This window comes from Mesorhizobium sp. B1-1-7 (genome assembly GCF_006442705.1).
In the GTDB taxonomy this organism is placed as follows: Bacteria; Pseudomonadota; Alphaproteobacteria; order Rhizobiales; family Rhizobiaceae; genus Mesorhizobium; species Mesorhizobium opportunistum.
Genome location: NZ_VFWQ01000014.1, coordinates 1 through 26,154, shown reverse-complemented (window position 1 = coordinate 26,154; position 26,154 = coordinate 1). Strand labels below are relative to the sequence as shown.

At 63.0% G+C, this 26,154-nt stretch carries 19 protein-coding genes, 1 tRNA gene and 1 pseudogene; 15 read left to right on the top strand and 6 right to left on the bottom strand.

Annotated features, from left to right (window positions below):
* The first annotated feature begins 64 nt into the window (after positions 1-64).
* The 9 genes from FJ978_RS23235 (at position 65) to FJ978_RS23195 (ending at position 15,022) form a co-directional block, all read left to right on the top strand.
* Complete coding sequence (locus FJ978_RS23235; protein WP_013896509.1) at positions 65-1,141, top strand: ABC transporter permease; 1,077 nt, start codon at positions 65-67, stop codon at positions 1,139-1,141.
* A complete protein-coding gene (locus tag FJ978_RS23230; RefSeq protein ID WP_013896508.1) occupies positions 1,138-1,935 on the top strand; it encodes an ATP-binding cassette domain-containing protein in 798 nt (265 codons plus the stop codon). Before FJ978_RS23235 ends, FJ978_RS23230 begins: the two co-directional genes overlap by 4 nt.
* A gap of 131 nt (positions 1,936-2,066) precedes the next feature.
* On the top strand, positions 2,067-4,535 hold the full coding sequence (locus tag FJ978_RS23225; protein ID WP_013896507.1) for a glycogen/starch/alpha-glucan phosphorylase: 2,469 nt from the start codon (positions 2,067-2,069) through the stop codon (positions 4,533-4,535).
* 107 nt (positions 4,536-4,642) lie between these two features.
* Positions 4,643-6,856 carry a 1,4-alpha-glucan branching protein GlgB gene (glgB, locus tag FJ978_RS23220; RefSeq protein WP_013896506.1) on the top strand — a complete coding sequence of 738 codons (2,214 nt, stop codon included), beginning with the start codon at positions 4,643-4,645 and terminating at the stop codon, positions 6,854-6,856.
* Positions 6,857-6,908: 52 nt separating this feature from the next.
* Positions 6,909-8,174 carry a glucose-1-phosphate adenylyltransferase gene (gene glgC, locus FJ978_RS23215; RefSeq protein WP_013896505.1) on the top strand — a complete coding sequence of 422 codons (1,266 nt, stop codon included), beginning with the start codon at positions 6,909-6,911 and terminating at the stop codon, positions 8,172-8,174.
* A gap of 23 nt (positions 8,175-8,197) precedes the next feature.
* Positions 8,198-9,643 (top strand): glycogen synthase GlgA, encoded by a 1,446-nt coding sequence (glgA, locus tag FJ978_RS23210; RefSeq protein ID WP_013896504.1) that lies wholly within the window; start codon positions 8,198-8,200, stop codon positions 9,641-9,643.
* A gap of 3 nt (positions 9,644-9,646) precedes the next feature.
* On the top strand, positions 9,647-11,275 hold the full coding sequence (locus FJ978_RS23205; protein ID WP_013896503.1) for an alpha-D-glucose phosphate-specific phosphoglucomutase: 1,629 nt from the start codon (positions 9,647-9,649) through the stop codon (positions 11,273-11,275).
* Between the two features lie 52 nt (positions 11,276-11,327).
* Positions 11,328-13,388 carry a glycogen debranching protein GlgX gene (gene glgX, locus FJ978_RS23200; RefSeq protein WP_140574322.1) on the top strand — a complete coding sequence of 687 codons (2,061 nt, stop codon included), beginning with the start codon at positions 11,328-11,330 and terminating at the stop codon, positions 13,386-13,388.
* Positions 13,388-15,022, top strand: coding sequence for an alpha-glucosidase family protein (locus tag FJ978_RS23195; protein ID WP_140574320.1), 1,635 nt, complete (start codon positions 13,388-13,390; stop codon positions 15,020-15,022). The genes glgX and FJ978_RS23195 overlap by 1 nt, the downstream gene beginning before the upstream one ends.
* Before the next feature lie 31 nt (positions 15,023-15,053).
* On the opposite strand, the gene FJ978_RS23190 is transcribed toward FJ978_RS23195, so the two are convergent.
* On the bottom strand, positions 15,054-16,823 hold the full coding sequence (locus FJ978_RS23190; RefSeq protein ID WP_140574318.1) for a TadG family pilus assembly protein: 1,770 nt from the start codon (positions 16,821-16,823) through the stop codon (positions 15,054-15,056).
* A gap of 2 nt (positions 16,824-16,825) precedes the next feature.
* Positions 16,826-17,272 (bottom strand): TadE/TadG family type IV pilus assembly protein, encoded by a 447-nt coding sequence (locus FJ978_RS23185; RefSeq protein ID WP_140574316.1) that lies wholly within the window; start codon positions 17,270-17,272, stop codon positions 16,826-16,828.
* 284 nt (positions 17,273-17,556) lie between these two features.
* Here FJ978_RS23185 and FJ978_RS23180 point away from each other — a divergent pair, with 284 nt between their 5' ends.
* From FJ978_RS23180 to FJ978_RS23165, 4 genes are all read left to right on the top strand, one after another.
* Positions 17,557-19,149: a peptide ABC transporter substrate-binding protein gene (locus FJ978_RS23180; protein WP_013896498.1), complete on the top strand. Its 1,593-nt coding sequence runs from the start codon at positions 17,557-17,559 to the stop codon at positions 19,147-19,149.
* Between the two features lie 163 nt (positions 19,150-19,312).
* The gene (locus FJ978_RS23175; RefSeq protein ID WP_013896497.1) at positions 19,313-20,236 is read left to right on the top strand and encodes an ABC transporter permease subunit; all 924 of its coding nucleotides are present in this window, start codon (positions 19,313-19,315) and stop codon (positions 20,234-20,236) included.
* Positions 20,229-21,350, top strand: coding sequence for an ABC transporter permease subunit (locus FJ978_RS23170; protein WP_140574314.1), 1,122 nt, complete (start codon positions 20,229-20,231; stop codon positions 21,348-21,350). Before FJ978_RS23175 ends, FJ978_RS23170 begins: the two co-directional genes overlap by 8 nt.
* A gap of 15 nt (positions 21,351-21,365) precedes the next feature.
* Positions 21,366-22,985 (top strand): ABC transporter ATP-binding protein, encoded by a 1,620-nt coding sequence (locus tag FJ978_RS23165; protein WP_140574312.1) that lies wholly within the window; start codon positions 21,366-21,368, stop codon positions 22,983-22,985.
* Positions 22,986-23,031: 46 nt separating this feature from the next.
* Here the strand turns inward: FJ978_RS23165 and FJ978_RS23160 are convergent, their stop codons facing one another.
* From FJ978_RS23160 to FJ978_RS23145, 4 genes are all read right to left on the bottom strand, one after another.
* A complete protein-coding gene (locus tag FJ978_RS23160; protein ID WP_140574489.1) occupies positions 23,032-23,391 on the bottom strand; it encodes a hypothetical protein in 360 nt (119 codons plus the stop codon).
* 107 nt (positions 23,392-23,498) lie between these two features.
* Complete coding sequence (locus FJ978_RS23155; protein WP_246678188.1) at positions 23,499-23,810, bottom strand: hypothetical protein; 312 nt, start codon at positions 23,808-23,810, stop codon at positions 23,499-23,501.
* Positions 23,811-23,945: 135 nt separating this feature from the next.
* Positions 23,946-24,161, bottom strand: a complete 216-nt coding sequence (locus tag FJ978_RS23150; protein ID WP_140574310.1) for a hypothetical protein — start codon at positions 24,159-24,161, stop codon at positions 23,946-23,948.
* A 637-nt stretch (positions 24,162-24,798) separates the two neighbouring features.
* Positions 24,799-25,086 (bottom strand): hypothetical protein, encoded by a 288-nt coding sequence (locus tag FJ978_RS23145; protein WP_013896490.1) that lies wholly within the window; start codon positions 25,084-25,086, stop codon positions 24,799-24,801.
* Between the two features lie 272 nt (positions 25,087-25,358).
* Between FJ978_RS23145 and FJ978_RS23140 the strand changes: the two genes are divergently transcribed.
* Both FJ978_RS23140 and FJ978_RS23135 read left to right on the top strand, forming a co-directional pair.
* Positions 25,359-25,435: transfer RNA gene (locus FJ978_RS23140), tRNA-Pro, on the top strand.
* A 176-nt stretch (positions 25,436-25,611) separates the two neighbouring features.
* Positions 25,612-26,154, top strand: a pseudogene (locus tag FJ978_RS23135) (phosphomannomutase/phosphoglucomutase); the annotation flags it as partial.

Here is a 26,154-nt window from a genome sequence, read left to right as displayed (position 1 = left end):
CAACGGAAAGGGCGGCCGTGGCCGCTCTTTCCCGAAACACGGGATCCTTGGGAGGGGATTGTAGATGAGCGACGACACAACCGGTTCGGCGGTCGCCGAACGCGGCCTCCAGGGCAGCGATCAGTCGGTGGCGAGTTTCGACGAGGATCGCCGCTCCAGCCTGAAGAGCCTGCAGAGGTTCCTGCACGAATATCCGACAGCAATCCCCTTCATTGTGCTCGTCGTCGGCGTCCTGATTTTTTCGGTCGCGGCCGGGGGGCGGTTCTTTGCGCCGTTCAATCTGTCACTCGTTCTCCAGCAGGTCACCATCATTGCCTTCCTGGGCATTGCCCAGACCCTGGTCATCCTGACCGCCGGCATCGATCTGTCGGTTGGCGCGATGATGGTGCTGTCGTCCATCGTCATGGGCCGGTTGACCGTCACTTTCGGCGTCCCGGTCGAAATCGCCTTTGTCCTGGGAATGCTGACAGGGCTGCTCTGCGGTCTTATCAACGGCGTCCTGGTTGCCATCATCAAGCTGCCGCCCTTTATCGTCACGCTCGGAACCTGGAGCGTCTACGGTGCCATGGTCATCTATGTTTCGCACTCCGAGACGGTGAGGGCGCAGGACATCGAGACCATGGGGCCGCTGCTGCAATGGCTCGGCCATACGATCAGGCTGGGCGGCGGAGCCGTGCTGACCTATGGCACCATTGCCATGATCATCACGGCCGCCCTCATCTGGTACGTGCTCAACCGCACCGCATTCGGCCGCCATGTCTATGCAACCGGCGACGATGACGAGGCTGCCCGCCTTGCCGGCATCAACACGCGCGGCGTCTACATTGCCGTCTACACGATTGCCGGCTTCATCTGCGCCATCGCCAGTTGGGCGCTCATAGGCCGCATCGGCGCGGCAAGCCCGCTCGGCAACCAGACCGCAAATCTGGATGCGATCACCGCGGTGGTGATCGGCGGCACGTCGCTGTTCGGCGGCCGCGGCTCGATCGTCGGCACGCTGTTCGGCGCGCTTATCGTCGGCGTCTTCCGCAACGGCCTGGCGCTGGCGGGCGTCGACTCGCTCTGGCAGGAATTCACCGTCGGCATCCTCATCATCCTCGCCGTCACCATCGACCAGTGGATCAGGAAGATTTCGGCATGAGCACCCAACCCGTTCCGCAGGCTCCCATCCTTCAGGCAAAAGCCCTCAACAAGCGCTACGGCAGGGTGGTGGCGCTCGACAATGCCGATTTCGACCTGATGCCGGCCGAAATCCTCGCCGTCATCGGCGACAATGGCGCCGGCAAATCGACACTGGTCAAGGCGCTGTGCGGTGCGGTGATACCCGATTCAGGCACGATCGAACTTGACGGCAAGCCGGTCCATTTCCGCTCGCCGATCGAAGCCCGCATGGCCGGGATCGAAACGGTCTACCAGAACCTCGCGCTGTCGCCGGCGCTCTCCATCGCCGACAACATGTTCCTCGGCCGCGAGATCCGCAAACCCGGCTTTGTCGGGCAATGGCTGCGCAGGCTCGACCGCTCGGCGATGCAGCGGATCGCCCGTGAAAAACTGTCCGACCTTGGGCTGATGACCATCCAGAACATCAACCAGTCGGTCGAAACCCTATCGGGCGGCCAGCGCCAGGGCGTGGCCGTGGCGCGCGCCGCCGCTTTCGGCAGCCGCGTCATCATTATGGACGAACCGACGGCAGCCCTTGGCGTCAAGGAAAGCCGCCGCGTGCTCGAACTGATCCTCGACGTCAAGAAGCGCGGCCTGCCGATCGTGCTGATCTCCCACAACATGCCGCATGTCTTCGAGGTGGCGGACCGCATCCACATCCATCGCCTCGGCCGTCGCCTCGCCGTCATCGATCCCAAGCAATACACTATGTCGGATGCCGTCGCTTTCATGACCGGCGCGAAGGCACCTCCAGAGGCCGCGCTGGCGGCCTGACTGTCAAATTGCCGCAGGGTAAGCCGGCGGCGGCGCATCTAAATCGATTGAATGTATGTTGCAATGCGGTAACATGGGCTGGGATGAATGGTGAAAGCCGGTATGATCGTGGCAACCGCACGAGAGGCAGCATGACGCGCGCGATGACATCCGAACCCCTTCCGCCACTGCTCGAAAATCCTGATCCGAAGACGCTCGCAAGGGAAGTCTTGATGGCCCTCAAATACAGGGTCGGCAAGGACACCACCGTCGCGACGCAATATGATTGGCTGACCGCCTCGATCAAGGTCGTGCGCGACCGCATCGTCGATCATTGGATGCAGGCCACCAAAGAGGCCTACGACCAGCAGGAAAAGCGTGTCTATTACCTGTCACTGGAGTTCCTCATCGGCCGCCTGATGCGCGACGCCTTTTCCAATCTCGGCCTGATGGACAATATGCGTGAAGCGCTGTCGTCGCTCGGCGTCGACCTCGATCTCATCGCGGCGCTCGAACCCGATGCCGCGCTCGGCAATGGCGGCCTTGGCCGGCTCGCCGCCTGCTTCATGGAAAGCATGGCGACAGTCGACATTCCGGCGCACGGCTACGGCATCCGCTATGCCAACGGCATGTTCCGCCAGGAGATCCACGACGGCTGGCAGGTCGAACTGCCCGAGACCTGGCTCGATCACGGCAACCCTTGGGAATTCGAGCGCCGCGAACGCGCCTTCGAGGTCGGCTTCGGCGGCTCGGTGGAATCCATCACCTCGAAGGACGGACGGCTGGAGCGCCATGTCTGGAAGCCGACCGAACATGTCCTGGCGGTCGCCTACGACACGCCGGTGGTTGGCTGGCGGGCAAACCGTGTCAACACGCTGCGGCTCTGGTCGGGCATGCCGATCGACCCGATCCTGCTCAACAAGTTCAATGCCGGCGATCACATCGGCGCGCTGGCCGAAAGCAACAAGGCAGACGCGCTGTCGCGCGTGCTCTATCCGGCCGATTCCCACATGGCCGGGCAGGAGCTCAGGCTGCGCCAGGAATATTTCTTCTCCACCGCCTCGCTGCAAGACATCGTCCAGCGCCATCTCAGCCAGTATGGCGACCTGAAGTCGCTGCCCGACAAGGCGGCGATCCACTTGAACGACACCCATCCGGCAATCGCCGTTCCCGAGCTGATGCGGCTGTTGATGGACGTCCACGGCATGGACTTCGACCTCGCCTGGGACATCACCAAGCGCACCTTCGGCTACACCAACCACACGCTTCTTCCCGAGGCGCTGGAAAGCTGGTCGGTGCCGCTGTTCGAGCGGCTGTTGCCGCGCCACATGCAGATCGTCTACGCCATCAACGCGCAGGTTCTGCTCGAAGCCCGCGCGACCGACCAGTTCTCGGACGAGCAGATCAGCCGTATTTCGCTGATCCAGGAAAATGGCGACCGCCGCGTGCGCATGGGCAACCTTGCCTTTGTCGGCTCGCACTCGATCAACGGCGTCTCCGCGCTGCATACCGAGCTGATGAAGGAAACGGTGTTCGCCGATCTGCACAGGCTCTATCCCGATCGCATCAACAACAAGACCAACGGCATCACGCCGCGGCGCTGGCTGATCCAGTGCAATCCCGGGCTGACATCGCTCGCCCGCGAGGCGATCGGCGACCGTTTTCTCGATGACATCGACGCCATCAAGGGGCTCGATGCCTTCGCCGACGATGCCGCCTTCCGCGACAAGTTCGCCGCCGTCAAGCGACAGAATAAAGCGCGGCTGGCCAATCTCGTCGCCGATCGGCTCGGCATCAAGGTCGACCCGTCGGCGCTGTTCGACATCCAGATCAAGCGCATCCACGAATACAAGCGCCAGCTCCTGAACATCCTCGAGGCGGTCGCGCTTTACGACCAGATCCGCTCGCATCCGGAGCGGGACTGGATGCCGCGCGTGAAATTCTTCGGCGGCAAGGCGGCGCCCAGCTATCACAACGCCAAGCTGATCATCAAACTCGCCAACGACGTCGCCAGGGTCATCAACCGCGATCCGGCCGTTCGCGGCCTGCTGAAAGTGGTGTTCGTGCCGAACTACAATGTCAGCCTGGCCGAAATCATGATGCCCGCCGCCGACCTGTCCGAGCAGATCTCGACCGCCGGCATGGAAGCGTCCGGTACCGGCAACATGAAGTTCGCGCTGAACGGCGCATTGACCATCGGCACGCTCGATGGTGCCAATGTCGAGATCAAGGAGTGCGTCGGCGACGACAACATCTTCATCTTCGGCCTCACCACCGCCGAAGTCGCCGAGCGGCGCAACAATGGCTACAATCCACGCGGCGTCATCGAAGCATCGCCGGAACTGGCGCAGGCCGTGGCCGCTGTCTCGTCGGGCGTCTTCTCGCCCGATGATCCCGACCGCTACCGCGACCTCATCAACGGCCTCTATGACAGCGACTGGTTCATGGTCGCCGCCGATTTCGACGCCTACGCCGCCACCCAGCGTGAGGTCGACGCCGTCTGGCGCAACAGCCCGGACTGGTATGCCAAGGCGATCCGCAACGTCGCGCGCGTCGGCTGGTTCTCGTCCGACCGCACGATCCGTCAATACGCGAAAGAAATCTGGAACGTGCCTGCCTGATGTGATTGCATGAGGCCACGAGCAATGTGGTCCCGGTGATGCGGGTTGAAAGTGGGTTCGCATCACCAGAAACAAAACACCTGGTGCCCTGGGAGGGACACTGCCTGATGAGGAAGCCGCGCGCGACCGCTGCGACAAGCGGGCCGGACGGACTGGCGCCAGCCAGCGATGTTGCGGCGATTGTTGCCGGCACGCACGGAGATCCGTTCGCCGTCCTCGGCGTCCATGAGGTTGGCAAGGGTCTGTTTGCCCGTTGCTTCGTTCCGAATGCTGAATTCGTCACCGCCTACACGCTGACCGGCATCGAGGCCGGTGAGCTGACCAGGCGGGACGATGCCGGTTTCTTCGAAGGCAAGCTGTCGATCAAGAAGCGCCAGCCGCTGCGCTACCACGCGCGCAATGCCGGCGGCGACTGGTGGCTGACCGACCCCTATTCGTTCGGACCGGTGCTCGGCCCGATGGATGATTACTATATCGCTGAGGGTTCGCATCTCCGGCTGTTCGACAAGCTCGGCGCCCATGTCATCGAGCATGAGGGCGCCACCGGCGTGCATTTCGCCGTCTGGGCTCCAAATGCCCGGCGCGTCTCGGTGGTCGGCGATTTCAACGATTGGGACGGCCGCCGCCACTCGATGCGCGATCGCCGCGATACCGGGATCTGGGAGGTGTTCATTCCCGATATCGGCGCTGGCCGGCCCTACAAATACGAGATCATCGGCCCCGACGGCGTCAGGCTGCCGCTGAAGGCCGATCCTTTCGCCTTCAAGTCCGAACTGCGCCCGGCCACCGCTTCGGTCGTCGCCGTGCCGCCCGCCCATCATTGGGGCGACGAGGCGCATCGCACGTTCTGGCGCAACGCTGATCCCCGGCGCGAGGCCATCTCGATCTACGAAGTCCATGCCGGCTCCTGGCAGCTTCGCGACGACGGCACGTTCCTGTCATGGGACGAACTGGCCGACCGGCTGATCCCCTATGCCGTAGAGACCGGCTTCACCCACATCGAGTTCCTGCCGATCTCCGAACATCCCTATGATCCGTCCTGGGGCTACCAGACGACCGGCCTCTACGCGCCATCGGCCCGCTTTGGCGACCCGGACGGCTTTGCCCGCTTTGTCGACGGCGCCCACCGTGCCGGCATCGGCGTCATCCTCGACTGGGTGCCGGCGCATTTCCCGGTCGACGAGCACGGTCTGGTCCATTTTGACGGCACCGCGCTCTATGAGCATGCCGATCCGCGCAAGGGGTTTCACCCCGACTGGAACACCGCGATCTACAATTTCGGCCGCCGCGAGGTGGTGTCGTTTCTGGTCAACAACGCGCTGTTCTGGGCCGAAAAATACCATGTCGACGGGCTGCGCGTCGATGCGGTCGCCTCGATGCTCTACCTCGACTATTCACGCAAGCAGGGCGAGTGGATCCCCAACGAGAAGGGTGGCCGCGAAAACCTGGAAGCGGTCTCCTTCCTGCAGAAGATGAACAAGGAGGTCTACGGCCACCATCCAGGCGTCATGACCATCGCCGAGGAATCGACCTCATGGCCGAAGGTCTCGGCGCCCGTGCATGAAGGCGGGCTTGGCTTCGGCTTCAAGTGGAACATGGGCTTCATGCATGACACGCTGGAGTATTTCGCCAAGGAGCCGATCTTCCGCAAGCATCATCACAACGACCTGACCTTCGGCTTGACCTATGCCTTCTCGGAGAATTTCGTGCTGCCGCTCTCGCATGACGAGGTTGTGCACGGCAAAGGCACGCTGCTCGGCAAGATGGCCGGCGACGACTGGCAGAAATTCGCGACCTTGCGTGCCTATTACGGCTTCATGTGGGGTTATCCCGGCAAGAAGCTCTTGTTCATGGGACAGGAATTCGCGCAGCGCCGCGAATGGAGCGAGGCGCGCGCTCTGGACTGGAACCTGCTCGATTTCCGGCCGCATCGCGGCGTCTGGCAGACGGTGCGCGATCTCAACTATCTCTACCGTTCGCGCCCGGCACTGCACGGCCGTGACTGCGAGCCGGAAGGCTTTTCCTGGCTGATCGTCGATGACAGCCAGAATTCGGTTTTTGCCTGGGTACGCAACGCGCCGGGCGGCAGCCCGGTGGCCGTCATCTCCAATTTCACGCCGGTGCCGCGCGACAATTATCGCGTGCCGTTGCCGAAGGCCGGCAAGTGGCGCGAGATCATCAACACCGACGCGTCCGAATATGGCGGCTCCGGCATGGGCAATGGCGGCCTTGTCGAGGCGAGGGCGGAGGGCAAAAGCATCTCGGCAACGATGCTCTTGCCGCCGCTGTCGACGATCATGCTTGAACTCGTAGCCGACTGAGCCCGTCAAGGCTGGGCAACAGGGCGAGACTGAGTAACTTGGGAGGGTAGAAATGGCAGACTTGAAACGGACCCAGCCGCTGGCGCGCGATGCCATGGCCTACGTATTGGCTGGCGGCCGCGGCAGCCGCCTCAAGGAACTGACCGACCGGCGCGCCAAGCCGGCCGTCTATTTCGGCGGCAAGACGCGCATCATCGATTTCGCGCTCTCCAACGCGCTCAATTCCGGCATCCGTCGCCTTGGCGTCGCCACCCAGTACAAGGCGCATTCGCTGATCCGCCATTTGCAGCGCGGCTGGAACTTCCTGCGGCCCGAACGAAACGAAAGCTTCGACATCCTGCCGGCCAGCCAGCGCGTGTCGGAAACGCAGTGGTATGAAGGCACGGCCGACGCCGTCTACCAAAACATCGACATCATCGAGGCCTATGGCCCCGAATACATGGTCATCCTCGCCGGCGACCACATCTACAAGATGGACTATGAGCTGATGCTGCGCCAGCATGTCGACGCCGGCGCCGATGTCACCGTCGGCTGCCTTGAAGTGCCGCGCATGGAAGCGACCGGGTTCGGCGTCATGCATGTCGATGCCAAGGACAACATCATCGCCTTCGTCGAAAAGCCCGCCGACCCGCCCGGCATTCCCGACAAGCCCGAGTTTGCCCTGGCCTCGATGGGCATCTACGTGTTCAAGACCAAGTTCCTGATGGAACAACTGCGCCGCGACGCCGCCGAGCCCGGCTCGAGCCGCGACTTCGGCAAGGACATCATCCCCTATATCGTCCAGCACGGCAAGGCGATCGCCCACCGCTTCGCCAAGTCCTGCGTGCGCTCGACCGCCGAGAACGAGGCCTACTGGCGCGATGTCGGCACGGTGGATGCCTATTGGGAAGCCAATATCGATCTGACCGACGTGACGCCCGAACTCGACCTCTACGACCGCGACTGGCCGATCTGGACCTATGCCGAGTTGAAGCCGCCGGCAAAGTTCGTGCATGACGAGGACGGCCGCCGCGGCTCGGCCGTGTCCTCGCTGGTCTCGGGCGACTGCATCGTCTCCGGCGCCTCGCTGAAAAGAAGCCTGATCTTCACCGGCGCGCGCATCAATTCCTATTCGACGCTGGAGGAAGTCGTCATGCTGCCCGACGTTCATGTCGGCCGGAACGCAAAGTTGAAGCGCGTGGTCATCGACCATGGTGTTAGGATACCGGAAGGGCTGGTGGTGGGCGAAGACCCAGCTCTCGACGCCAAGCGTTTTCGGGTCTCGGAAAAAGGCATCTGCCTGGTCACGCAGGACATGATCGACAAGCTGAAGCTGTAGACACAAAATCGGACCATAAACGCATGCAGGTTCTGTCGGTCACGCCAGAGATCTTCCCGCTGATCAAGACCGGCGGACTTGCCGACGTGACCGGGGCGCTTCCCATCGCGCTGGCGGCCAAGGGCGTGAGCATGCGCACGCTCATGCCGGGCTTTCCGAGCGTGATGGCCGCCTTCAAGAAAAAGAAGGCTGTCCTGCAATACCCTTTGTTGCAAGGCGGCAAGGCCTCCGTCCATTCCGTCCAGCTTGCCGGCCTCGAACTGTTCGTGCTCGACGCGCCGCATTTGTTCGATCGCCCCGGCGGCCCCTATGGCGATGCCAGCGGTGGCGACTGGCCGGACAATTGGCGGCGCTTCGCGGCATTGAGCCAGGTTGGCGGCGACATCGCTGGTGGCGCCATCTCCGGCTACCAACCCGATATCGTCCACGCCCATGACTGGCAGTCGGCGATGACGCTGGCCTATATGCGCTACGGCAAGGCGGTCGGCGTGCCGTCGATGATGACCGTCCACAACCTCGCCTTCCAGGGCCAGTTCGGCGCCGGCATCTTCGGCGAGCTTGGCTTGCCGGCGGCGGCTATGGCGCTCGATGGCGTCGAATATTATGGCGGCGTCGGCTTCCTCAAGGCCGGCCTGCAGGCCGCCTGGGCGATCACCACGGTCAGCCCGACCTATGCGCAGGAAATCCGCTCGCCGGAATTCGGCATGGGCCTCGATGGCCTGATCAACATGCGCTCCAGCGATCTCTATGGCATCGTCAACGGCATCGACATCGGCATCTGGGATCCGGAAACCGACAAGCATCTTGTGTCGAACTACACCGCCGGAACACTCGATGCGCGTGCGCCCAACCGGGCGGCGGTCGAGGCGCGCTTCAGCCTGGAGCCCGACGGCAGCCCGATCGTCTGCGTCGTCAGCCGCCTGACCTGGCAAAAGGGCATGGATATCTTGGCAACGGCGGTCGACGGCATCGTTGCGACCGGGGCGCGCCTGGCCATACTGGGCTCGGGCGATGCCGGCCTCGAAGGTGCGCTGCTCGCCGCCGCCGCACGCCACCGTGGCCGTATCGGCGTCGTCGTCGGCTATGACGAGGCGCTGTCCCACATCATGCAGGGCGGCTGCGACGCCATCGTCATTCCCTCGCGCTTCGAACCCTGCGGGCTGACGCAGCTTTATGGCCTGCGCTATGGCTGCGTGCCGGTGGTCGCCCGCACCGGCGGCCTGGCGGACACGGTCATCGATGCCAACGAGGCCGCCGTGTCGGCCGGCGTCGCCACCGGCTTCCAGTTCGCTCCCAACAATGGCGGCGCCTTGCTGCACGCCATGCGCCGTCTCGTCGACGCACATGCCGATCCGGCGATCTGGAAGTCGCTGCAGCGCCAGGGCATGAAGGCCGATGTGTCGTGGGACAAGAGCGCGGAAAAATACATTGAACTCTATCGCTCGCTGCTTTCGAAAAGGGTTGCCTGAAGCATGATCCGTACCGTCCCCACCAAACCCTATCTAGACCAGAAGCCCGGCACGTCGGGCCTGCGCAAGAAGGTGCCCGTCTTCCAGCAGGAGCACTATGCCGAGAATTTCATCCAGTCGATCTTCGATGCGCTCGACGGGTTCAAGGACAAGACCTTGGTGATTGGCGGCGACGGCCGCTTCTACAACCGCGAGGTCATCCAGAAGGCCATCGCCATGGCAGCCGCCAACGGCTTCGGCAAGGTGATGGTCGGGCAGGGCGGTATCCTGTCGACGCCCGCCGCCTCGCATGTCATCCGCAAATACAAGACTTTCGGCGGCATCATCCTGTCGGCCAGCCACAATCCCGGCGGTCCGCACGAGGATTTCGGCATCAAGTACAATGCCGGCAATGGCGGCCCGGCGCCTGAAAAACTGACCGATGCGATCTTCGCCAAGACCAAGGCGATTTCGAGCTTCAAGACCGCCGATATCGACCCGATCGACATCGACACGATAGGCACGGTCAAGGCCGACGGCATGACGGTCGAGATCATCGATCCGGTCGCCGACTATGCCGAACTCATGGAAAGCCTGTTCGACTTCGATGCGTTGCGCAAACTGTTCAAATCAGGCTTCCGCATGCGCTTCGACGCCATGCACGCGGTGACCGGCCCGTACGCCAAGGAAATCCTTGAAAACCGGCTCGGCGCTCCGAACGGCACCTGCCGCAACTTCAAGCCGCTGCCCGATTTCGGCGGCCATCATCCGGACCCGAACCTGGTCCATGCCAAGCACCTCTATGACGAGATGATGGGTGCCGACGCACCGGATTTCGGTGCCGCTTCCGACGGCGACGGCGACCGCAATTTGATCATCGGCAAGGGCATTTTCGTCACCCCGTCGGATTCGGTGGCGATGCTCGCCGCCAATGCCCGCCTGGCGCCCGGATACAAGGACGGGCTCAAGGGCATCGCCCGCTCGATGCCGACCAGCGGTGCCGCCGACCGCGTCGCCGAAAAACTCGGCATCGGCATCTACGAGACGCCGACCGGCTGGAAGTTCTTCGGCAATCTGCTGGATGCCGGCATGGCGACGATCTGCGGCGAGGAGAGCGCCGGCACCGGCTCTAACCACGTCCGCGAAAAGGACGGCCTGTGGGCGGTGCTGTTGTGGCTCAACATCCTCGCCGCGCGCGGCGAAAGCTGCAAGCAGGTGGTCACCGAACACTGGGCGGCCTATGGGCGCAACTACTATTCGCGCCACGACTATGAGGAAGTCGAGAGCGACCGTGCCAACGCGTTGGTCGACGAATTGCGCGCAAAGCTCGGTTCGCTGCCCGGCACCAGCGTGCGTGGCCTGAAGATCGCCAATGCCGACGACTTCGCCTATCACGATCCGGTAGACGGCTCTACCAGCGAGCATCAGGGCATCAGGGTGCTGTTCGAAGGCGGCTCGCGCGTCGTCTTCCGGCTCTCCGGCACCGGGACCTCGGGCGCGACCTTGCGCGTCTATATCGAGCGCTACGAGCCGGACAAGGCGAGGCACGATCTCGACACGCAGGAAGCGCTCGCCGACCTGATCGCGGCGGCTGACGACATAGCCGGCATCAAGAGCCACACCGGCCGCAACAAGCCGAGCGTGATTACTTGAGGGTGGCGCTGCCCGTTTTCCTTCCTCCTCTGTGGGAGAAGGGGGAGCCTGCATGACCCAGCTCGGCGCCGCCGTCACCAGCGACGGCATCCGCTTCGCCGTCTGGTCGTCGTCGGCCCGTCGCCTCTGGGTGTCGATCTTTGATCGTGCCGGCTACCACGAGACCGACCGGCTTGAACTCCAGCCGGAAGGCGAGGGCGTCCACGCACTCTTCGTGCCAGGCCTCGCCGCCGGCACGCGCTACGGCTTTCGCGCCGACGGCGATTATGCGCCCGAGCAAGGGAGGTGGTTCGACCCCGACAAGCTGTTGACCGATCCCTATGCCGTCGAAATCGACCGCCCCTATGCCTATCACTGGCGGCTTGCCGCGCGGCGCAACGAAGGTGCCGACACTGCGTCATTGATGCCTAAGGCCGTGGCGCTCGCGCTGCCCAAGCCGATGCCGGCCCGGGCGCCTGTCTTCTCGCCCGGTGGCTTGATCTATGAACTGAACGTTCGCTCGTTCACCAAGCTGCATCCGGACATTCCGGAAGAGCAGCGCGGTACGATCGCGGCACTTGCTCATCCCGTCATCATCGAGCATCTCAAAAAGCTCGGCGTCTCCGCTATCGAACTGATGCCAGTGACGGCGTCGATCGACGAGCGGCATCTGCCGCCGCTGGGGTTGAGCAATGCCTGGGGCTACAATCCCGTCACCTTCATGACGCTCGACCCGCGCCTCGCGCCCGGCGGCCTGGCGGAATTGCGCGACGCGGTCGCGGTGCTGCGTGATGCGGGTATAGGCACCATCCTCGACCTCGTCTTCAATCATACGGGTGAAAGCGATCGGCTGGGACCGATCCTGTCGCTGCGCGGCCTCGACAATCAAGCCTACTACCGGCACCAGCCGGATGGCAGGCTGGTCAACGACACCGGCACCGGAAACACGGTCGCCTGCGACCGTCCGGTGGTGCGGGAAATGGTGCTCGACACGCTTCGCCATTTCGTCCGCCATGCCGGCGTCGACGGTTTCCGCTTCGATCTGGCGCCGGTGCTGGGCCGCGTCGACGGCGCGTTCGATGCGGCCGCGCCGTTGCTCGGGGCGATCGCCGGCGATCTCGTCCTTGCCGATCGCGTGTTGATCGCCGAACCCTGGGACATCGGCCCCGACGGCTATCAGCTCGGCAATTTCCGGCCGCCTTTCCTTGAGTGGAACGATCGCTACCGCGACGACGCCAGACGCTTCTGGCGCGGCGATGCCGGCATGGTCGGTGCGCTGGCGACGCGGCTTGCCGGCTCGTCCGATATTTTCGGCAAGGGCGGCCAGCCGGCGAGCCGCAGCGTCAATTTCATCGCCGCCCATGACGGCATGACGCTGGCCGATATCGTTGCCTATGAGCGCAAGCATAACGCGGCCAATGGCGAGCAGAACCGCGATGGCCACAACGACAATTTGTCCTGGAACAACGGCGCCGAGGGCGAGACGGACGACGCGGCGATCGCCAAGGCGCGCTTCGACGACCAGTGCGCGCTGCTTGCGACGCTTTTCGCCTCGCGCGGAACGATCATGCTGACCGCTGGCGACGAATTCGGCCGCACACAGAAGGGCAACAACAACGCCTACGCGCAGGACAACGCGATCACCTGGCTCGCCTGGGCAGGCCGCGACCAGGCGCTGGAGCGATACACCTCGGCGCTTGCAGTACTTCGCCGCGCCGTTCCTGCCTTGTCGGAGACGCATTTGCTGACGGGTGAGGTGGCCGAATCTTCAGGCATCCCCGACGTCGCCTGGCTGGCCGAAACCGGCGCGCCACTTGCCGAGGCGGACTGGAATGATCCCGCCCGGCATCGCCTCGTCATGCTGCTGGGCGATGCCGGGGGCGGCCGCCTTGCCGTCATGGTCAACGGCGATCGCCGCCAATGCGTCTTCACTCTTCCCGTACGGGAAGGGTTCCGGTGGCACTCGGCGATCGAAACGCAGGCGATCGACCTTGCACGCCCGCTGCCGGGCCGCAGCGTCAGTTTCATGACAGAGCATCGGATCGAAAAGTGGCAACCGGTTTTCGGGCAATCCGATGCGGAAAAAATTGGTTCGCGCCGGGCCGGAGCGGCCCGTAGCGGGAAGGGTTCGTGATGGCCGACAACAATTCCGGGCAGGGCGCAGAATGGTGGCGCGGCTGCGTCATCTATCAAGTCTATCCCCGCTCCTTCCAGGACACGACAGGCGACGGCAGCGGCGATCTCAGGGGCATCACGGCAAGGCTGGCGCACATCGCCTCGCTTGGCGTCGACGCCGTCTGGCTGTCACCCTTCTTCAAGTCGCCGATGGCCGATATGGGCTACGACGTCTCGGATTATCGTGCCGTCGATCCGATGTTCGGCACACTGGAGGATTTTGACGCGCTGGTCGCCGAGGCGCATCGGCTGGGTCTGAGGATCATCATCGACCAGGTGCTGTCGCATTCTTCCGACAAGCATGAATGGTTCATCGAAAGCCGTTCAAGCCGCGACAATCCCAAGGCCGACTGGTACGTCTGGGCCGACACGAAACCCGATGGCAACGCACCCAACAACTGGCTGTCCGTCTTCGGTGGCCCGGCCTGGGAATGGGATTCGACCCGCCGGCAATATTACATGCACAATTTCCTCGCCTCGCAGCCTGACCTGAATTTCCATAACCCGGAGGTCCAGGACGCGCTTCTGGACACCGTGCGGTTCTGGCTGGAGCGTGGGGTCGATGGTTTCCGGCTCGACACGGTCAATTACTATGTCCACGACCGCTGGCTGCGCAGCAATCCGCCTTTGGCGTCGAGCGTCGCCGGCACCAACGGCGAGACCAACACCTATCTTTACCAGGAGCATCTGTTCGACAAGACGCAACCGGAAAACCTTGCCTTCCTCAGGCGTTTCCGGGCGCTGCTGGACGAGTATGAGGACCGCGCCGCGGTCGGCGAGATCGGCGATGAAGGCCGTTCCTTGCAGACGCTCGCCGCCTACACCTCCGGCGGCGACATGCTGCAGATGTGCTACACGTTCGATTTGCTCGGTCCGCAGTTTTCAGCGGCGCATGTGCGCGGCTGCGTCGCGGCCTTTGAAAATGCGGTGGCCGATGGCTGGGTCTGCTGGGCCTTCTCCAACCATGACGTGGTGCGCCACGTCAGCCGCTGGACGCCGCCGGACGGCGATCCCGATGCGGTGGCCAGATTCTCGATCATGCTGCTCGCCTGCCTGCGCGGCTCGATCTGCCTCTACCAGGGCGAGGAACTCGGCCTGGAGGAGGCCGTGCTTGCCTATGAGGATTTGCGCGATCCCGTCGGCATCCGTTTCTGGCCAGGTGTGAAGGGCAGGGATGGCTGCCGCACGCCGATGGTCTGGGAGGCTGGCGCCAACAATGCCGGCTTCTCCACCGGCAGGCCCTGGCTGCCGGTGCCGGCGAGCCATCGCGCCCGCGCGGTCGATGTGCAGAACAGCGACGAGCAATCGGTGCTGTCAGCCTATCGCTCGGCGCTCGCCTTGCGCAAACGGCATCCGGCGCTGGTCAACGGTTCAATCCGCTTTCTCGACGCCGAGGGTGACGTGCTCGCCTTCATCCGCGAAGCAGGCGGGGAGAGGCTGCTCTGTGTCTTCAACTTCGCCGGGGAGGCGACAAATTGGCCGCTGCCGCCGGACATTGGTGCGGTCGCCACTGTCTTGGATGGCACTGCCGCAGTCGAGGGAGAAGCGCTCTCGCTGCCATCTCTCGGTCGCTTCCTCGGTCGGCTCGACTGATTGGCGGTCTTTTTTGGGCCAAGCGATCCGCTTACTGAACGAGCACCGCGCGTCCGCAGATCGCGCCGGTGACACGCACGTCGGCCTGGCCGACGCCGACACCCAGCGCTGACAGCACATTGTAAAGCAGGTCGTCGACCGGCGCCGTGACAGTGTTAAGCAGGGTCACCACCGCCGGCTTCACCGTTCCAAGCAGCGCGGTCAGATCGATGCCGAGACCAAGCGCATTGACCGAAAGCGACAGGTTGTTGACCAGCGACGTGGTCAGCGACTGCGAGATATTTCGCGTCGAAACGGTTTTGATCGTCTTGTTGGCGATGTCGGTCGCGTTGAACGTCAAGGTTTGCGGGCTGTTGTTGGTGATCGCGGTTGCGGCCGAACCCATCACCTTGATCAGCGGGATGTTGATCAGCAGGAGCTTGAAGCTCACATTCGCGATCTCGGCGTCGGTGAAGGTCTGTGGCTGGCTGAAATCCGCGAAGCCGGAGGGATTGTTGCTGTTGGCCAGGTCAAGCTGGGCAATACCGGGGTGTGCGGCAATGGAAACATTGATGCTGGACGGTCCTGTCGGACAAGTGATGTCGGTCAGCTTGGCTTCGGCATAGGCGACTTCGACATTGAGCGGCAGGTTGACGGCCAGCAGGCTGATGCCGCCGCCGAGACCTGGTGTGCCGACACCGACGGACGCCGTCAGTTTGATGCGCGTCTGGGCCGTTCGAACGACAGTACCGATGCCGCCGACCGCGAGCCATGGCGAGGATTGCGCCGGCTCGCCAATGGCGATGCTGAGCTTGGTGGAGAGCAATCCCGGGATGGTGGCGCCGAGATCGATGTCAGCCTGGTTGGTGCCGTTCGCGAGCACTGCGGCGGCGGTCAGCATTCCAATCGCGCTTGCGTCCACGCCAAGGCCGGACGGCTGTTGCCCGAGCCCCAGGCTGCCGACGGAACCAAGGTCGACAAGACTGCTGAGCGGGATCTTGACCGTGCTCGTCGACTTGGATGCAATGCTCTGCAGGGCGATCTTTGCCGTGTTGCCGAGACCGGGGACACTGGCCATTGCGGTGGCGATCTGGCCCACAGTCGCCTTCGAGGCCAAGACGTTCGAATAGGTACCGCCGGTCACGTTCAATTGTGTGGCGAGCGCACTGATGAAGGAAAGCACGCTGACATCGGCCGAGATCAGCCCGTTATAGTCCATGACGCTGAGCGAGATGTTGCCGCCGAGAAGTCCGCTCAGAAGCGCGTTGAGGATGCCGCCATTGACGCCGAGCAGCCTCGACCCGACCGAGAATGTCGCCTGCGGCGTCATGCTGGCCGTGGCTTGGGTGCCGATCACCGGTGTGGGGATGAGCGAGCTCGCGAAATAGCGGGCGGGGATTTTCGCCAGCGTGACACGCACTGCATTGTAGGGGGTCACCCCCGCCTGGAAGCGCTGGGTGACAGTGGCGGTCGATGAGGCATATCGGCCTTGCGTGACCGTCACCACCGTCTTGCCGATGGCCGGGGCAATGGTCTGGCCGGAAGCTTGAACGACGACGCCGGGCATGCCGTTGTCGGTGAGCGTGGTGACGACTGCGGTGTTGACATTGTTGATGTTCGAGGCCGCGGTGATCGCCGCAAGGTCGACCATCGCCTGGGCTTCCCGGCGCTCGGTGTAGATCGAGGCCTCGTCGATCGCCACCGCCGCCAGCGCCAACGCGACCGGAGCGATCAGTGCCGTCATCACGGCGAAGTTCGCCTTGCTGTCTCCCACCATCGACCGTGCAAGCCGGCCGATGCCCTTGCCTGCCCGCATCGGCATTTTCAGATCCCCCCGACCCTGATCGTCGACTGGCGTTTGATCGTGGTCCCGGGCATCGCTATGCCCGGGAAGAGATTCCAGATCGGCAGGTTGCGCGCATCGTACGAGACGGACACCACGAACTGGCTGCCGTCGGCCACGCTGTCATTGGCCTGGTAGGACAGTTTGCTGGCGTCCACGAAGGGGTATCCGCCGGCATTGTTGGTGAGGAATGCGGCCACGAGCGTCTGGCGCTCGGTCTGGTTCAATCCGGCGATGGCCGTCCGGGCGGCGTCGGCCGCAATCTGCTGAATAGAGCTGGCAGCTCCGAAATAGATGCCGTATGCAACCATTCCGAGCAAGAGGAGGATGAACAGCGGTGACAACAGAGCGAACTCGACCGCTGAAGTTCCCGAAGTGTCCGCTCGGAACGCACGCCTTCGGACTTTGGAAATGAGGTTCTGAGCCATGGTGCCAGCATGCCAAAGTTCGCATGCAGAAAGCGAAAACCCTCGGTGCAATCAGGGGGTGCATGCGATTGAAAAAGGCGCTCTAAATTAGCCGTTGCTTCTTCGATCCTAGGGATTGACTTAGGGTCAATCAGTACTCGGTTGAAAAGAGCTTACCTCCTGTCTAGTCTCCTGCCACCAGCTGCCGGGGGGAACCGGCGGCGCGCTCGAAGGGGCCAGCCATCGGCTCCGGGGCGTCAACACTTAGAGGCGCGCCGACGGCAGCGCCGACAGGGAGAAACTTCATGCTGAAAAACATGCTGAAGGCGACGGTTTTCGCCACGACCATGGCAGTGACCGCCGGCGCTTTCTACACGCCGGCCTTCGCCGAAATTGTCTACAACCGAGGCACTGCTGCAGAATCAGAATCCGTCGACCCGCACAAGACTTCGACGGTTTACGAAGCCAATGTCCTGCGCGACCTGTTCCAGGGCCTCGTCATGCAGGACGAGAAGGCGAACCTCATTCCAGGCGCCGCCGAGAGCTGGACGGTATCGGACGACGGCACCGTCTACACCTTCAAGCTGCGCAAGGACGGCATGTGGTCGGACGGCAGCCCGGTGACGGCGGACGACTTCGTCTACGCGTTCCATCGGCTGGAAGACCCGGCGACGGGCGCCGAATACGCCTCGATGCTTTATCCGGTAAAGGGTGCGGAGGACGTCAATACCAAGAAGGGCAAACCTGAGGACATGGGCGTCAAGGCGATCGACGCCAACACCCTGGAGGTGACGCTGAAGGCGCCGACGCCTTACTTCCTGGAGATGCTGACCCACCAGGCGACCTATCCGGTCAGCAAGGCCTCCATCGAAAAGCTCGGCGCCGATTGGATCAAGCCCGGCAATCTGGTCTCGAACGGCGCCTATACGCTGGCCGAATGGGTTCCCAACGACCACATGAAACTGGTCAAGAATCCGAAATTCTGGGACGCCGCGACCGTCAAGTTCGACGTGGTCAACTACATCCCGACCGAAGACCGCTCATCGGCGATGAAGCGCTTCGAGGCCGGCGAACTCGACAGCTATGACGACCTGCCGACCGAACAGCTCGCCGATCTCAAGACCAAGTTCGGCGACCAGATCCACGTCGGGCCATATCTCGGCACCTACTATTATGCGATCAAGACCGACAAGGCGCCTTGGAACAATCCCGAGCTGCGCAACGCCATCTCGATGGCGATCGACCGCGACTTCCTGGCCGAAAAAGTCTGGCAGAATTCGATGCTGCCTGGCTATTCGATGGTGCCTCCGGGCATCGAGGGCTATACGCCGGCAGTGGCCAAATATGCCGACATGCCGCAGATCGACCGCGAGGACGCAGCCAAGAAAATCCTCGAGAAGCTCGGCTACACGCCGGAACATCCGCTGAAGATGGAAATCCGCTACAACACCTCGGAGAACCACAAGAACACCGCGGTCGCCATCCAGGAACAGCTGAAGCCGCTCGGCGTCGACGTCACCTTGCTCAACACCGACACCAAGACCCACTATTCCTTCCTCGAGCAGAAGGGCGACTATGACGTGGCCCGTGCCGCCTGGATCGCCGACTACAAGGATCCCGAAACCTTCCTCGGCATCTCGCGCAAGGCGAGCGGCAACAACTACTCGAACTACGACAGCCCAGCCTACGAGGCGGCCATGGACAAGGCCGCGGCTGCTGGCGGCAAGCCCGAAGAGCGCATGAAGGAGCTCTCCGAGGCCGAGCGCATCCTGGTCGACGATGTCGGCCAGATTCCGCTTCTCTACTACAGCTACCACGACATCGTTTCCTCGAAGCTGCATGGCTTCGTCGACAACGTGATGGATGTGCATCCCTCGCGCTTCGTCAGCAAGGACTGATCCTGGCGAGCCCCGCCGCGCACTCGAGCGCGCGGCGGGGCTGGTTTGCCATCGCATCGGTCCGGAAAGCGGAATCGATTTTCGGGGAATCCGGTGCGAAGATTGAAGGCTGGAGCGCAATCGTCCGACTGGACGCGCGAGTTCCGGATCAAGCGGGGCACCGATGCTGCGATACGTATTCCGGCGGCTTTTGACCGCCATTCCGACGCTGTTCGTCATCGTGACGATGGCGTTCTTCCTGATGCGCGTCGCGCCGGGCGGCCCATTCAACCAGGAGCGCGGGCTGAGCCCCGAGATCAAGGCCAACCTTGAAGCCCAATTCGGCCTCAACGACCCGCTCTGGCTGCAATATGTCCACTATCTCGGCAATCTCCTGCGCGGCAATTTCGGCCCGAGCTACAACATGCCGGATTTTACCGTCACCGAACTGTTTGCCAAGGGCCTGCCCATTTCCATCCAGCTCGGCGCCTCGGCGCTGATCCTGGCGCTGCTGCTCGGCAGTGTTCTCGGCACCGTCGCCGCGCTCAACCAGAACAAGCTTGGCGATTACGCGGTGATTGCGCTGGCGACCGCCGGCAGCACCATCCCGACCTTCGTCATCGCGCCAGTGATCCAGCTTCTGTTCGGGCTGACCTGGAAGCTGTTGCCGATCGGCGGGTGGGGCGATGGCGCCTTCATCAACAAGATCGGCCCGGTGCTCACCCTCGCCTTGCCGCAGATCGCCATCGTTGCCCGCCTGATGCGCGGCTCGATGATCGAATCGCTGCGCTCCCATCATATCCGCACCGCACGTGCCCTCGGCCTCTCCGACTGGTCGGTGGTGGTCAAGCACGCGCTGCGCGGCGCCATCTTGCCGATCGTCTCGTTCACCGGCCCGGCGGCGGCGGCGCTGTTGACCGGTTCGGTCATCGTCGAGACGATCTTTTCCATTCCAGGCGTCGGCCGCTATTTCGTCGATGCCGCCCTCAACCGCGACTACACGCTGGTGATGGGAACGGTGGTGGTGATTGCCATCTTCACCATCGTCTTCAACCTGATCGTCGACGTCATGTACGCGGTCGTCGACCCGAGGGTGCGCTATGACTGATATCGCAGCCACGGCCCCCGTCATCGTCGGCCGCTCGCTCTGGGGCGACGCCTGGGCGCGTCTCAAGGCCAATCGCGCCGCCATGTTCAGCCTTTATTACCTGGCCTTTGTCGCGATCATCAGCGTGTTCGGCCCTTGGTTCGTGCCGCACCAGTACACGACCATCTATGCCGACTATGTGCGCACGCCGCCGAGCTTCACCGCCTATCCCAAGGCCGATATGATCGAGACGGCCCTCGATGACGCGATCAAGCGCATGCGGGTCGACATCAAGGAATGGAAGCAGGAGGGCGAGCGGGTCACGGTCACCGTCACCTCGACGAAGCCGATCGACGATCGCAACATCCGCTACCTCGACCGGTCCGACGCCTTCGACAACACCAAGATCGAGAGCAAGTCGCCCGACGGCCTCGAAGTGACGATGAGCACGTCGGTCAAGCAGCAGTATTTCCTGTTCGGCACCGACAACACCGGGCGCGATCTTCTCTCGCGCACACTGATGGCCGGGCGGATATCGCTAGCCATCGGCCTGCTTGCCGGTGTCGTGGCGGTGGTGATCGGGGTGATCTACGGGGCCACGGCCGGCTTCGCCGGCGGCAAGGTGGACGAAGTGATGATGCGCATCGTCGACGTGCTCTATTCCTTGCCGTTCATCTTCTTCGTCATCATGCTGGTGGTGTTCTTCGGCCGCAACTTCGTGCTGATGTTCCTGGCGGTCGGCGCGGTGCTGTGGCTCGACATGGCGCGCATCGTGCGTGGCCAGGCGCTGTCGATCCGTCGCCAGGAATATGTCCAGGCGGCCGAAGCCATGGGCGTCGGCCAGCGCGGCATCCTGCTGCGCCATGTCATCCCCAACCTGCTTGGCCCCGTTGTGATCTATATGACGCTGCTGGTGCCGCAGGTCATCATCCTGGAGAGCTTCCTGTCGTTCCTGGGGCTTGGCATCCAGGAGCCGATGACCAGCTGGGGCGTGCTGATCTCGGTCGGCGCCAAGAACATCGGCACGGCCAACTGGCTGCTCTTGTTTCCCGCCTTCTTCCTCGTCTCGACGCTGTTCGCCCTGAATTTCGTCGGCGACGGCCTGCGCGACGCGCTCGACCCAAGAGATCGATAGATGGGGACCGTTGACATGGCTGCTGCCGAAACCATCCTCAGCGTCAAGGACCTGCGCGTCCGCTTCCGCACGCTCGACGGCGCCGTCGAAGCGGTGAAGGGCATCAACATCCACGTCAATGCGGGCGAAACCGTTGCCGTGGTCGGCGAATCCGGCTCCGGCAAGAGCCAGACGATGATGGCGGCGATGAGCCTGCTGGCCTCCAACGGCGAAGCATCGGGCAGTGTCGACTATCGCGGCCGCAACCTCCTGGCACTGAGCAAGTCCGAGCTGAACAAGGTCCGCGGCCGCAAGATCAGCATGATCTTCCAGGAGCCGATGACCTCGCTCGATCCGCTTTATTCGATCGGCAACCAGCTGATCGAACCGATCCGCCGGCATCGCGGATTGAATGCCGCCGAGGCGCATGAGGAGGCGCTCAAGCTGCTGCGGCTGGTGCATATTCCGGATCCGGAGCGGCGGATGAAATCCTATCCGCACGAAATGTCCGGCGGCCAGCGCCAGCGCGTGATGATCGCCATGGCGCTCGCCAACGACCCCGACATCCTGATCGCCGACGAGCCGACGACGGCGCTCGACGTGACCATCCAGGCGCAGATCCTGATGCTTCTGGCCGAATTGCAGCGCAAGCTCAGCATGGCGATCGTCTTCATCACTCACGATCTCGGCATCGTCCGGCGCTTCGCCGACCGGGTCTATGTCATGCGCCGGGGCGAGGTCGTCGAAGAGGGGGAGGCGGAAGCGATCTTTGTCGACCCGCAGCATGCCTATACCAAGATGCTGCTGGCGGCCGAGCCGACCGGAACCAAGGCGCCACCGCCCGCCAAGGCGCCCGTGGTGCTCGAAGGCAGGAATGTCGAAGTCACGTTCAGGATCGGCGGCGGCTTCCTCGCCGGCGAACCGTTGATGCTGCGCGCCGTCGACGACATTTCGATACGGCTGCAGCGCAACCAGACAATCGGCATTGTCGGCGAATCCGGCTCGGGAAAATCCACACTCGGCCGCGCTTTGCTGCGGCTGTTGCCGAGCGACGGGCTCATTCGTTTCGGCGATCGCGACATCTCCACCGCCGACCGGCAGGCGATGCGGCCGCTGCGACGCCAGATGCAACTGGTCTTCCAGGATCCGTTCGGCTCGCTGTCGCCGCGCATGACCGTCGGCCAGGTCATCACCGAAGGGCTGCTGGTGCATGAGCCTGATCTTTCGGGCAAGCAGCGCGACCAGCGCGCGGTCGAAGCCCTGCGCGAAGTCGGCCTCGATCCAAACGCGCGCAATCGCTACCCGCATGAATTCTCCGGTGGGCAACGGCAGCGCATCGCCATTGCCCGCGCCATGATCCTGAAACCCAAGATGGTCGTGCTCGACGAGCCGACCTCGGCGCTCGACCGCTCGGTGCAAAAACAAATCGTCGAACTGTTGCGCAAGCTGCAGGCCGACCACGAACTGTCCTACCTGTTCATCAGCCACGACCTTGCCGTGGTGCGCGCCATGGCCGACTACATCATCGTCATGAAGCAGGGCAAGATCGTCGAGGAAGGGCCGACCGAGGCGATCTTCAGCAATCCGCAGGCTGCCTACACGCAAACGCTGATGAATGCGGCAATCGATGTCACGCGGTTCCGGTTGAGCGCCTGAAACGTCGCTTCAGGTGAAGACAGTCGTCGGGGCGGCGCCTGTTTGCTCAGCTCGCCGACCTCTGGCACCTGCGCGCCCGCGCGGCGACAATGGCATCGTGCCGTTGCTTCAATTGGTCGATCCTCGCCGTCTCGCGGTTTGCGACCGCCGTCTTCACTCGCGAACCACCCAGCAGCCAGCGCGGCACGCTGGTGTTGGCGACCTTGCCGCGCGTGATCGCGATCTGCGAGATTTCGCGGGCGTTTTCGCCAAGTGCGCTGTTGAGTTCGGGGCAGCTCATTTTGTCGTATTTCGCCGCGTCCACCGTCCTGCCGATCGATGAGCAACCGGCCAAGAGGAAGCCGGCCACGAGAAGCAGTGCAATCAAAACAACCGGTGCCGGCTTTTCCTTTGAAATCAAATTCATGTCCGCATCCGGCTCGCCGTCTACCGGCCCCTCATACCATCGGCTACCTAGGGTCGATGCCCATTTCGTCAAAGTTTTGCGCCTGCTGTCGAGCACGCAGTCCGTGTTCATGCTGCTTTGGCGACGTATCCGGTTCCGGAGGCTCCACCGCCGAGCACTGCCTGGGCGACGTCGGTCTCGTTTTCATCGACATGGGCCGTCACCAGAACGATCCCCTCGGCGACGCTCCGATCATCCGGCTCGACGGTGGTCGTAACGAACGTCCTGAGCAGTGCGCCGGCACCGCCGCCGCAGGTCGCGCCGATCAACGCCGCTGCCGGCAGTCCGGCAGGCAGAGGATTGATGCCTAGGACTGCGACAGCGCCCAGGCAGGCCGCCGCCCCAGCGACGGCGCCAAGCAGGACCGAGGGTGTCTTCAAGACTCCGACTTCGTCATGGTAAGGCCCGATGACGGCAATCTGTACGCGGGGAACTCCGGCTGCCACCAAGGCGCCTGTGACCCTGGCTGCTTCGGCATGGGAATCAAAAAGTCTGCTAATTGTCGGCATGGTCACTCAGGGCGCGTTTTTGTCCAGCACCGTGTCGGCAACGAAGGATGCGGCGATCAGATCGTCGCCATCGATTTGGCCCTGGCCGTCCTCCATCACGGCCGCGACCCTTTGGAAGGTCTTCATTTCGTCCTCGGTGATCCGAGCCTTCTGCATCTTGGTCCTGAGGTCATGCACGCGTGTGCTTAAGGCATGGGATCTTGCGGTCTCACGATTCGACATGCTCTTCATTTCCGCTTTATTCGACTGTCTTCCCGCCCAATCAACCAAATTAGGATCGTGTACAACCGTTCCAAGTTGGGCTTCGGTCGGATGGGGTGCCGGACCTAGGTCTGATCGCAAAGGGCAATGGTCTTGCCGGGGACGCCGCGCGGAACAGCAGCTGTTTGCCGCCGTTGTCCGCTGCAAGATCGTGGGAGGAAGCTGATGGAAAAGAGTGTTGGCCAGGCGCGTTGGTTGCTCGCACCGGTCTTCGCCGCGGCCATTACCTTGATGGCTATCGGAATAGCCCTCGGCTGAACACCCAGGAGAACCGGCCAAGGGGGAGAATCGGCCACGGGTGAGAACCGGCCAGATTTTGCAATTGGCGCAGCCACGTCCCTTCCTGCGCCGATAGGGTTCGCTCGCCGCTCTCATGTGATGAGTGATGTGGCGAGCGAACCCTCGATTTCTGGTGGGCGCCGCAACCCGCGGTACATTGGGGGCAGCAAGTCGGATTCTGCAGGTTTCAAAGTTGAATGACGGCTTTTGCGGCGTGGCGCCGCATGAGAGCCGTCGGTCGAGCTTTGTGCGCGGGACGTCGCTGTAGGGCGTCTGGCTGGCCCGGCTCGATCGGCGAGCCGGGTCAGGCGGACGGTGATCAGTATCCGCCGTTGTCGATCACTACGGGGTGACGGTGATGGTGACGGTAGGTCGAGACGGAGCCCGTGACAATCACGGTGTCCCGACGATGATGCCGGCGGCCGTGGTCGTAGAACGCAACTGTACCGTGGCGGCGATGATGCAGGCGCTGGCCGTACTCGTTGATGATCTTGACGTTGTTGTGGTGTCGATGGTGGGTCCTGATAACGACGTCGGCCTCGGCTGCCGAAGCCACCGCCGGCAATCCGATGCAAAGCGCCAAAGCGCACATGGCCATTGTTTTCATTGCAATTTCTCCATTGCCTTGATTAGCCCTTCCTTGGATAACCGCTGGTGGTCCGCTTTGGTTCCGGTTTCAGGGCTGGATGAGGACGGCTGGGTTGATGGACGGGCGATCACATCGTCAATGGCCTGGACGAGGCTGCGTCTCGGCCACGATACTTGGGAAACCCTGGTGTCCGCGCCGTCCGCGGCCAAAGCAGATGAAATGCGACAGAAGTGCTGCCATTGCCGCTTGCAGGAACGAGGCGTGGCGGCTATAAGCCCGCGGTCTGGTCACGGAGTGTAGCGCAGCCTGGTAGCGCACCTCGTTCGGGACGAGGGGGTCGCAGGTTCAAATCCTGCCACTCCGACCAGAAAAAACAACGTATTGGCGCATCCCGATTTCGGCGCCCTCCTGATACCCCACCTGAAAACAAGGCAAGACGTATCACCTCAAACGCCACGCGTTTTAGGGGTAAACACGGCTTGAAGCCTATGGTAGCCACGACCCTCGATAATTTGTGTTCCAGCCATTTGGAGTTTTCCAGTCTTGACCCCCAGGATCGTCGGCGAGGCCTTGCCCAACAGCTTCGAATTCGAAACCGCGGCGCTGATAAAGCCGTCCGGCTTCCGCGAATATGACGCGCGCTGGTGGTTTGGCCACCCCGGTTCGGCTGTGCCGCCGGAGCTCAACTTGATCGGTGTCCAGGCGCTCGGCATGGGGCTTGGCACGCTGATCCGCCGTCTCGGAGCCGGCCCCGACATCGTCACCGGGCATGATTTCCGTTCCTATTCGCTGTCGATCAAGCTGGCGCTGGTGTCCGGATTGATGGCCGCTGGCGCACGGGTGAGGGATATCGGCCTGGCGCTGTCGCCGATGGCCTATTTCGCCCAGTTCGCGCTGGAAACCCAATCGGTGGCCATGGTCACCGCCTCGCACAACGAAAATGGCTGGACCGGCGTCAAGATGGGAGCGGCGCGGCCACTGACCTTCGGACCCGAGGAGATGAGCGCGCTGAAGGCGATCGTGCAGGCCGGAGATTTCGACCTTGTCGGCGGTGGTTCCTATGATTTCATCCGCGATTTTCGCGCC

Bases quoted from the DNA above. Each gene is read 5' to 3' on its own strand.
- FJ978_RS23235 (WP_013896509.1), top strand. From the start codon at position 65: ATGAGCGACGACACAACCGGTTCGGCGGTCGCCGAACGCGGCCTCCAG.
- FJ978_RS23230 (WP_013896508.1), top strand. From the start codon at position 1,138: ATGAGCACCCAACCCGTTCCGCAGGCTCCCATCCTTCAGGCAAAAGCC.
- FJ978_RS23225 (WP_013896507.1), top strand. From the start codon at position 2,067: ATGACGCGCGCGATGACATCCGAACCCCTTCCGCCACTGCTCGAAAAT.
- glgB (WP_013896506.1), top strand. From the start codon at position 4,643: ATGAGGAAGCCGCGCGCGACCGCTGCGACAAGCGGGCCGGACGGACTG.
- glgC (WP_013896505.1), top strand. From the start codon at position 6,909: ATGGCAGACTTGAAACGGACCCAGCCGCTGGCGCGCGATGCCATGGCC.
- glgA (WP_013896504.1), top strand. From the start codon at position 8,198: ATGCAGGTTCTGTCGGTCACGCCAGAGATCTTCCCGCTGATCAAGACC.
- FJ978_RS23205 (WP_013896503.1), top strand. From the start codon at position 9,647: ATGATCCGTACCGTCCCCACCAAACCCTATCTAGACCAGAAGCCCGGC.
- glgX (WP_140574322.1), top strand. From the start codon at position 11,328: ATGACCCAGCTCGGCGCCGCCGTCACCAGCGACGGCATCCGCTTCGCC.
- FJ978_RS23195 (WP_140574320.1), top strand. From the start codon at position 13,388: ATGGCCGACAACAATTCCGGGCAGGGCGCAGAATGGTGGCGCGGCTGC.
- FJ978_RS23190 (WP_140574318.1), bottom strand. From the start codon at position 16,823: ATGCCGATGCGGGCAGGCAAGGGCATCGGCCGGCTTGCACGGTCGATG.
- FJ978_RS23185 (WP_140574316.1), bottom strand. From the start codon at position 17,272: ATGGCTCAGAACCTCATTTCCAAAGTCCGAAGGCGTGCGTTCCGAGCG.
- FJ978_RS23180 (WP_013896498.1), top strand. From the start codon at position 17,557: ATGCTGAAAAACATGCTGAAGGCGACGGTTTTCGCCACGACCATGGCA.
- FJ978_RS23175 (WP_013896497.1), top strand. From the start codon at position 19,313: ATGCTGCGATACGTATTCCGGCGGCTTTTGACCGCCATTCCGACGCTG.
- FJ978_RS23170 (WP_140574314.1), top strand. From the start codon at position 20,229: ATGACTGATATCGCAGCCACGGCCCCCGTCATCGTCGGCCGCTCGCTC.
- FJ978_RS23165 (WP_140574312.1), top strand. From the start codon at position 21,366: ATGGCTGCTGCCGAAACCATCCTCAGCGTCAAGGACCTGCGCGTCCGC.
- FJ978_RS23160 (WP_140574489.1), bottom strand. From the start codon at position 23,391: ATGAATTTGATTTCAAAGGAAAAGCCGGCACCGGTTGTTTTGATTGCA.
- FJ978_RS23150 (WP_140574310.1), bottom strand. From the start codon at position 24,161: ATGTCGAATCGTGAGACCGCAAGATCCCATGCCTTAAGCACACGCGTG.
- FJ978_RS23145 (WP_013896490.1), bottom strand. From the start codon at position 25,086: ATGAAAACAATGGCCATGTGCGCTTTGGCGCTTTGCATCGGATTGCCG.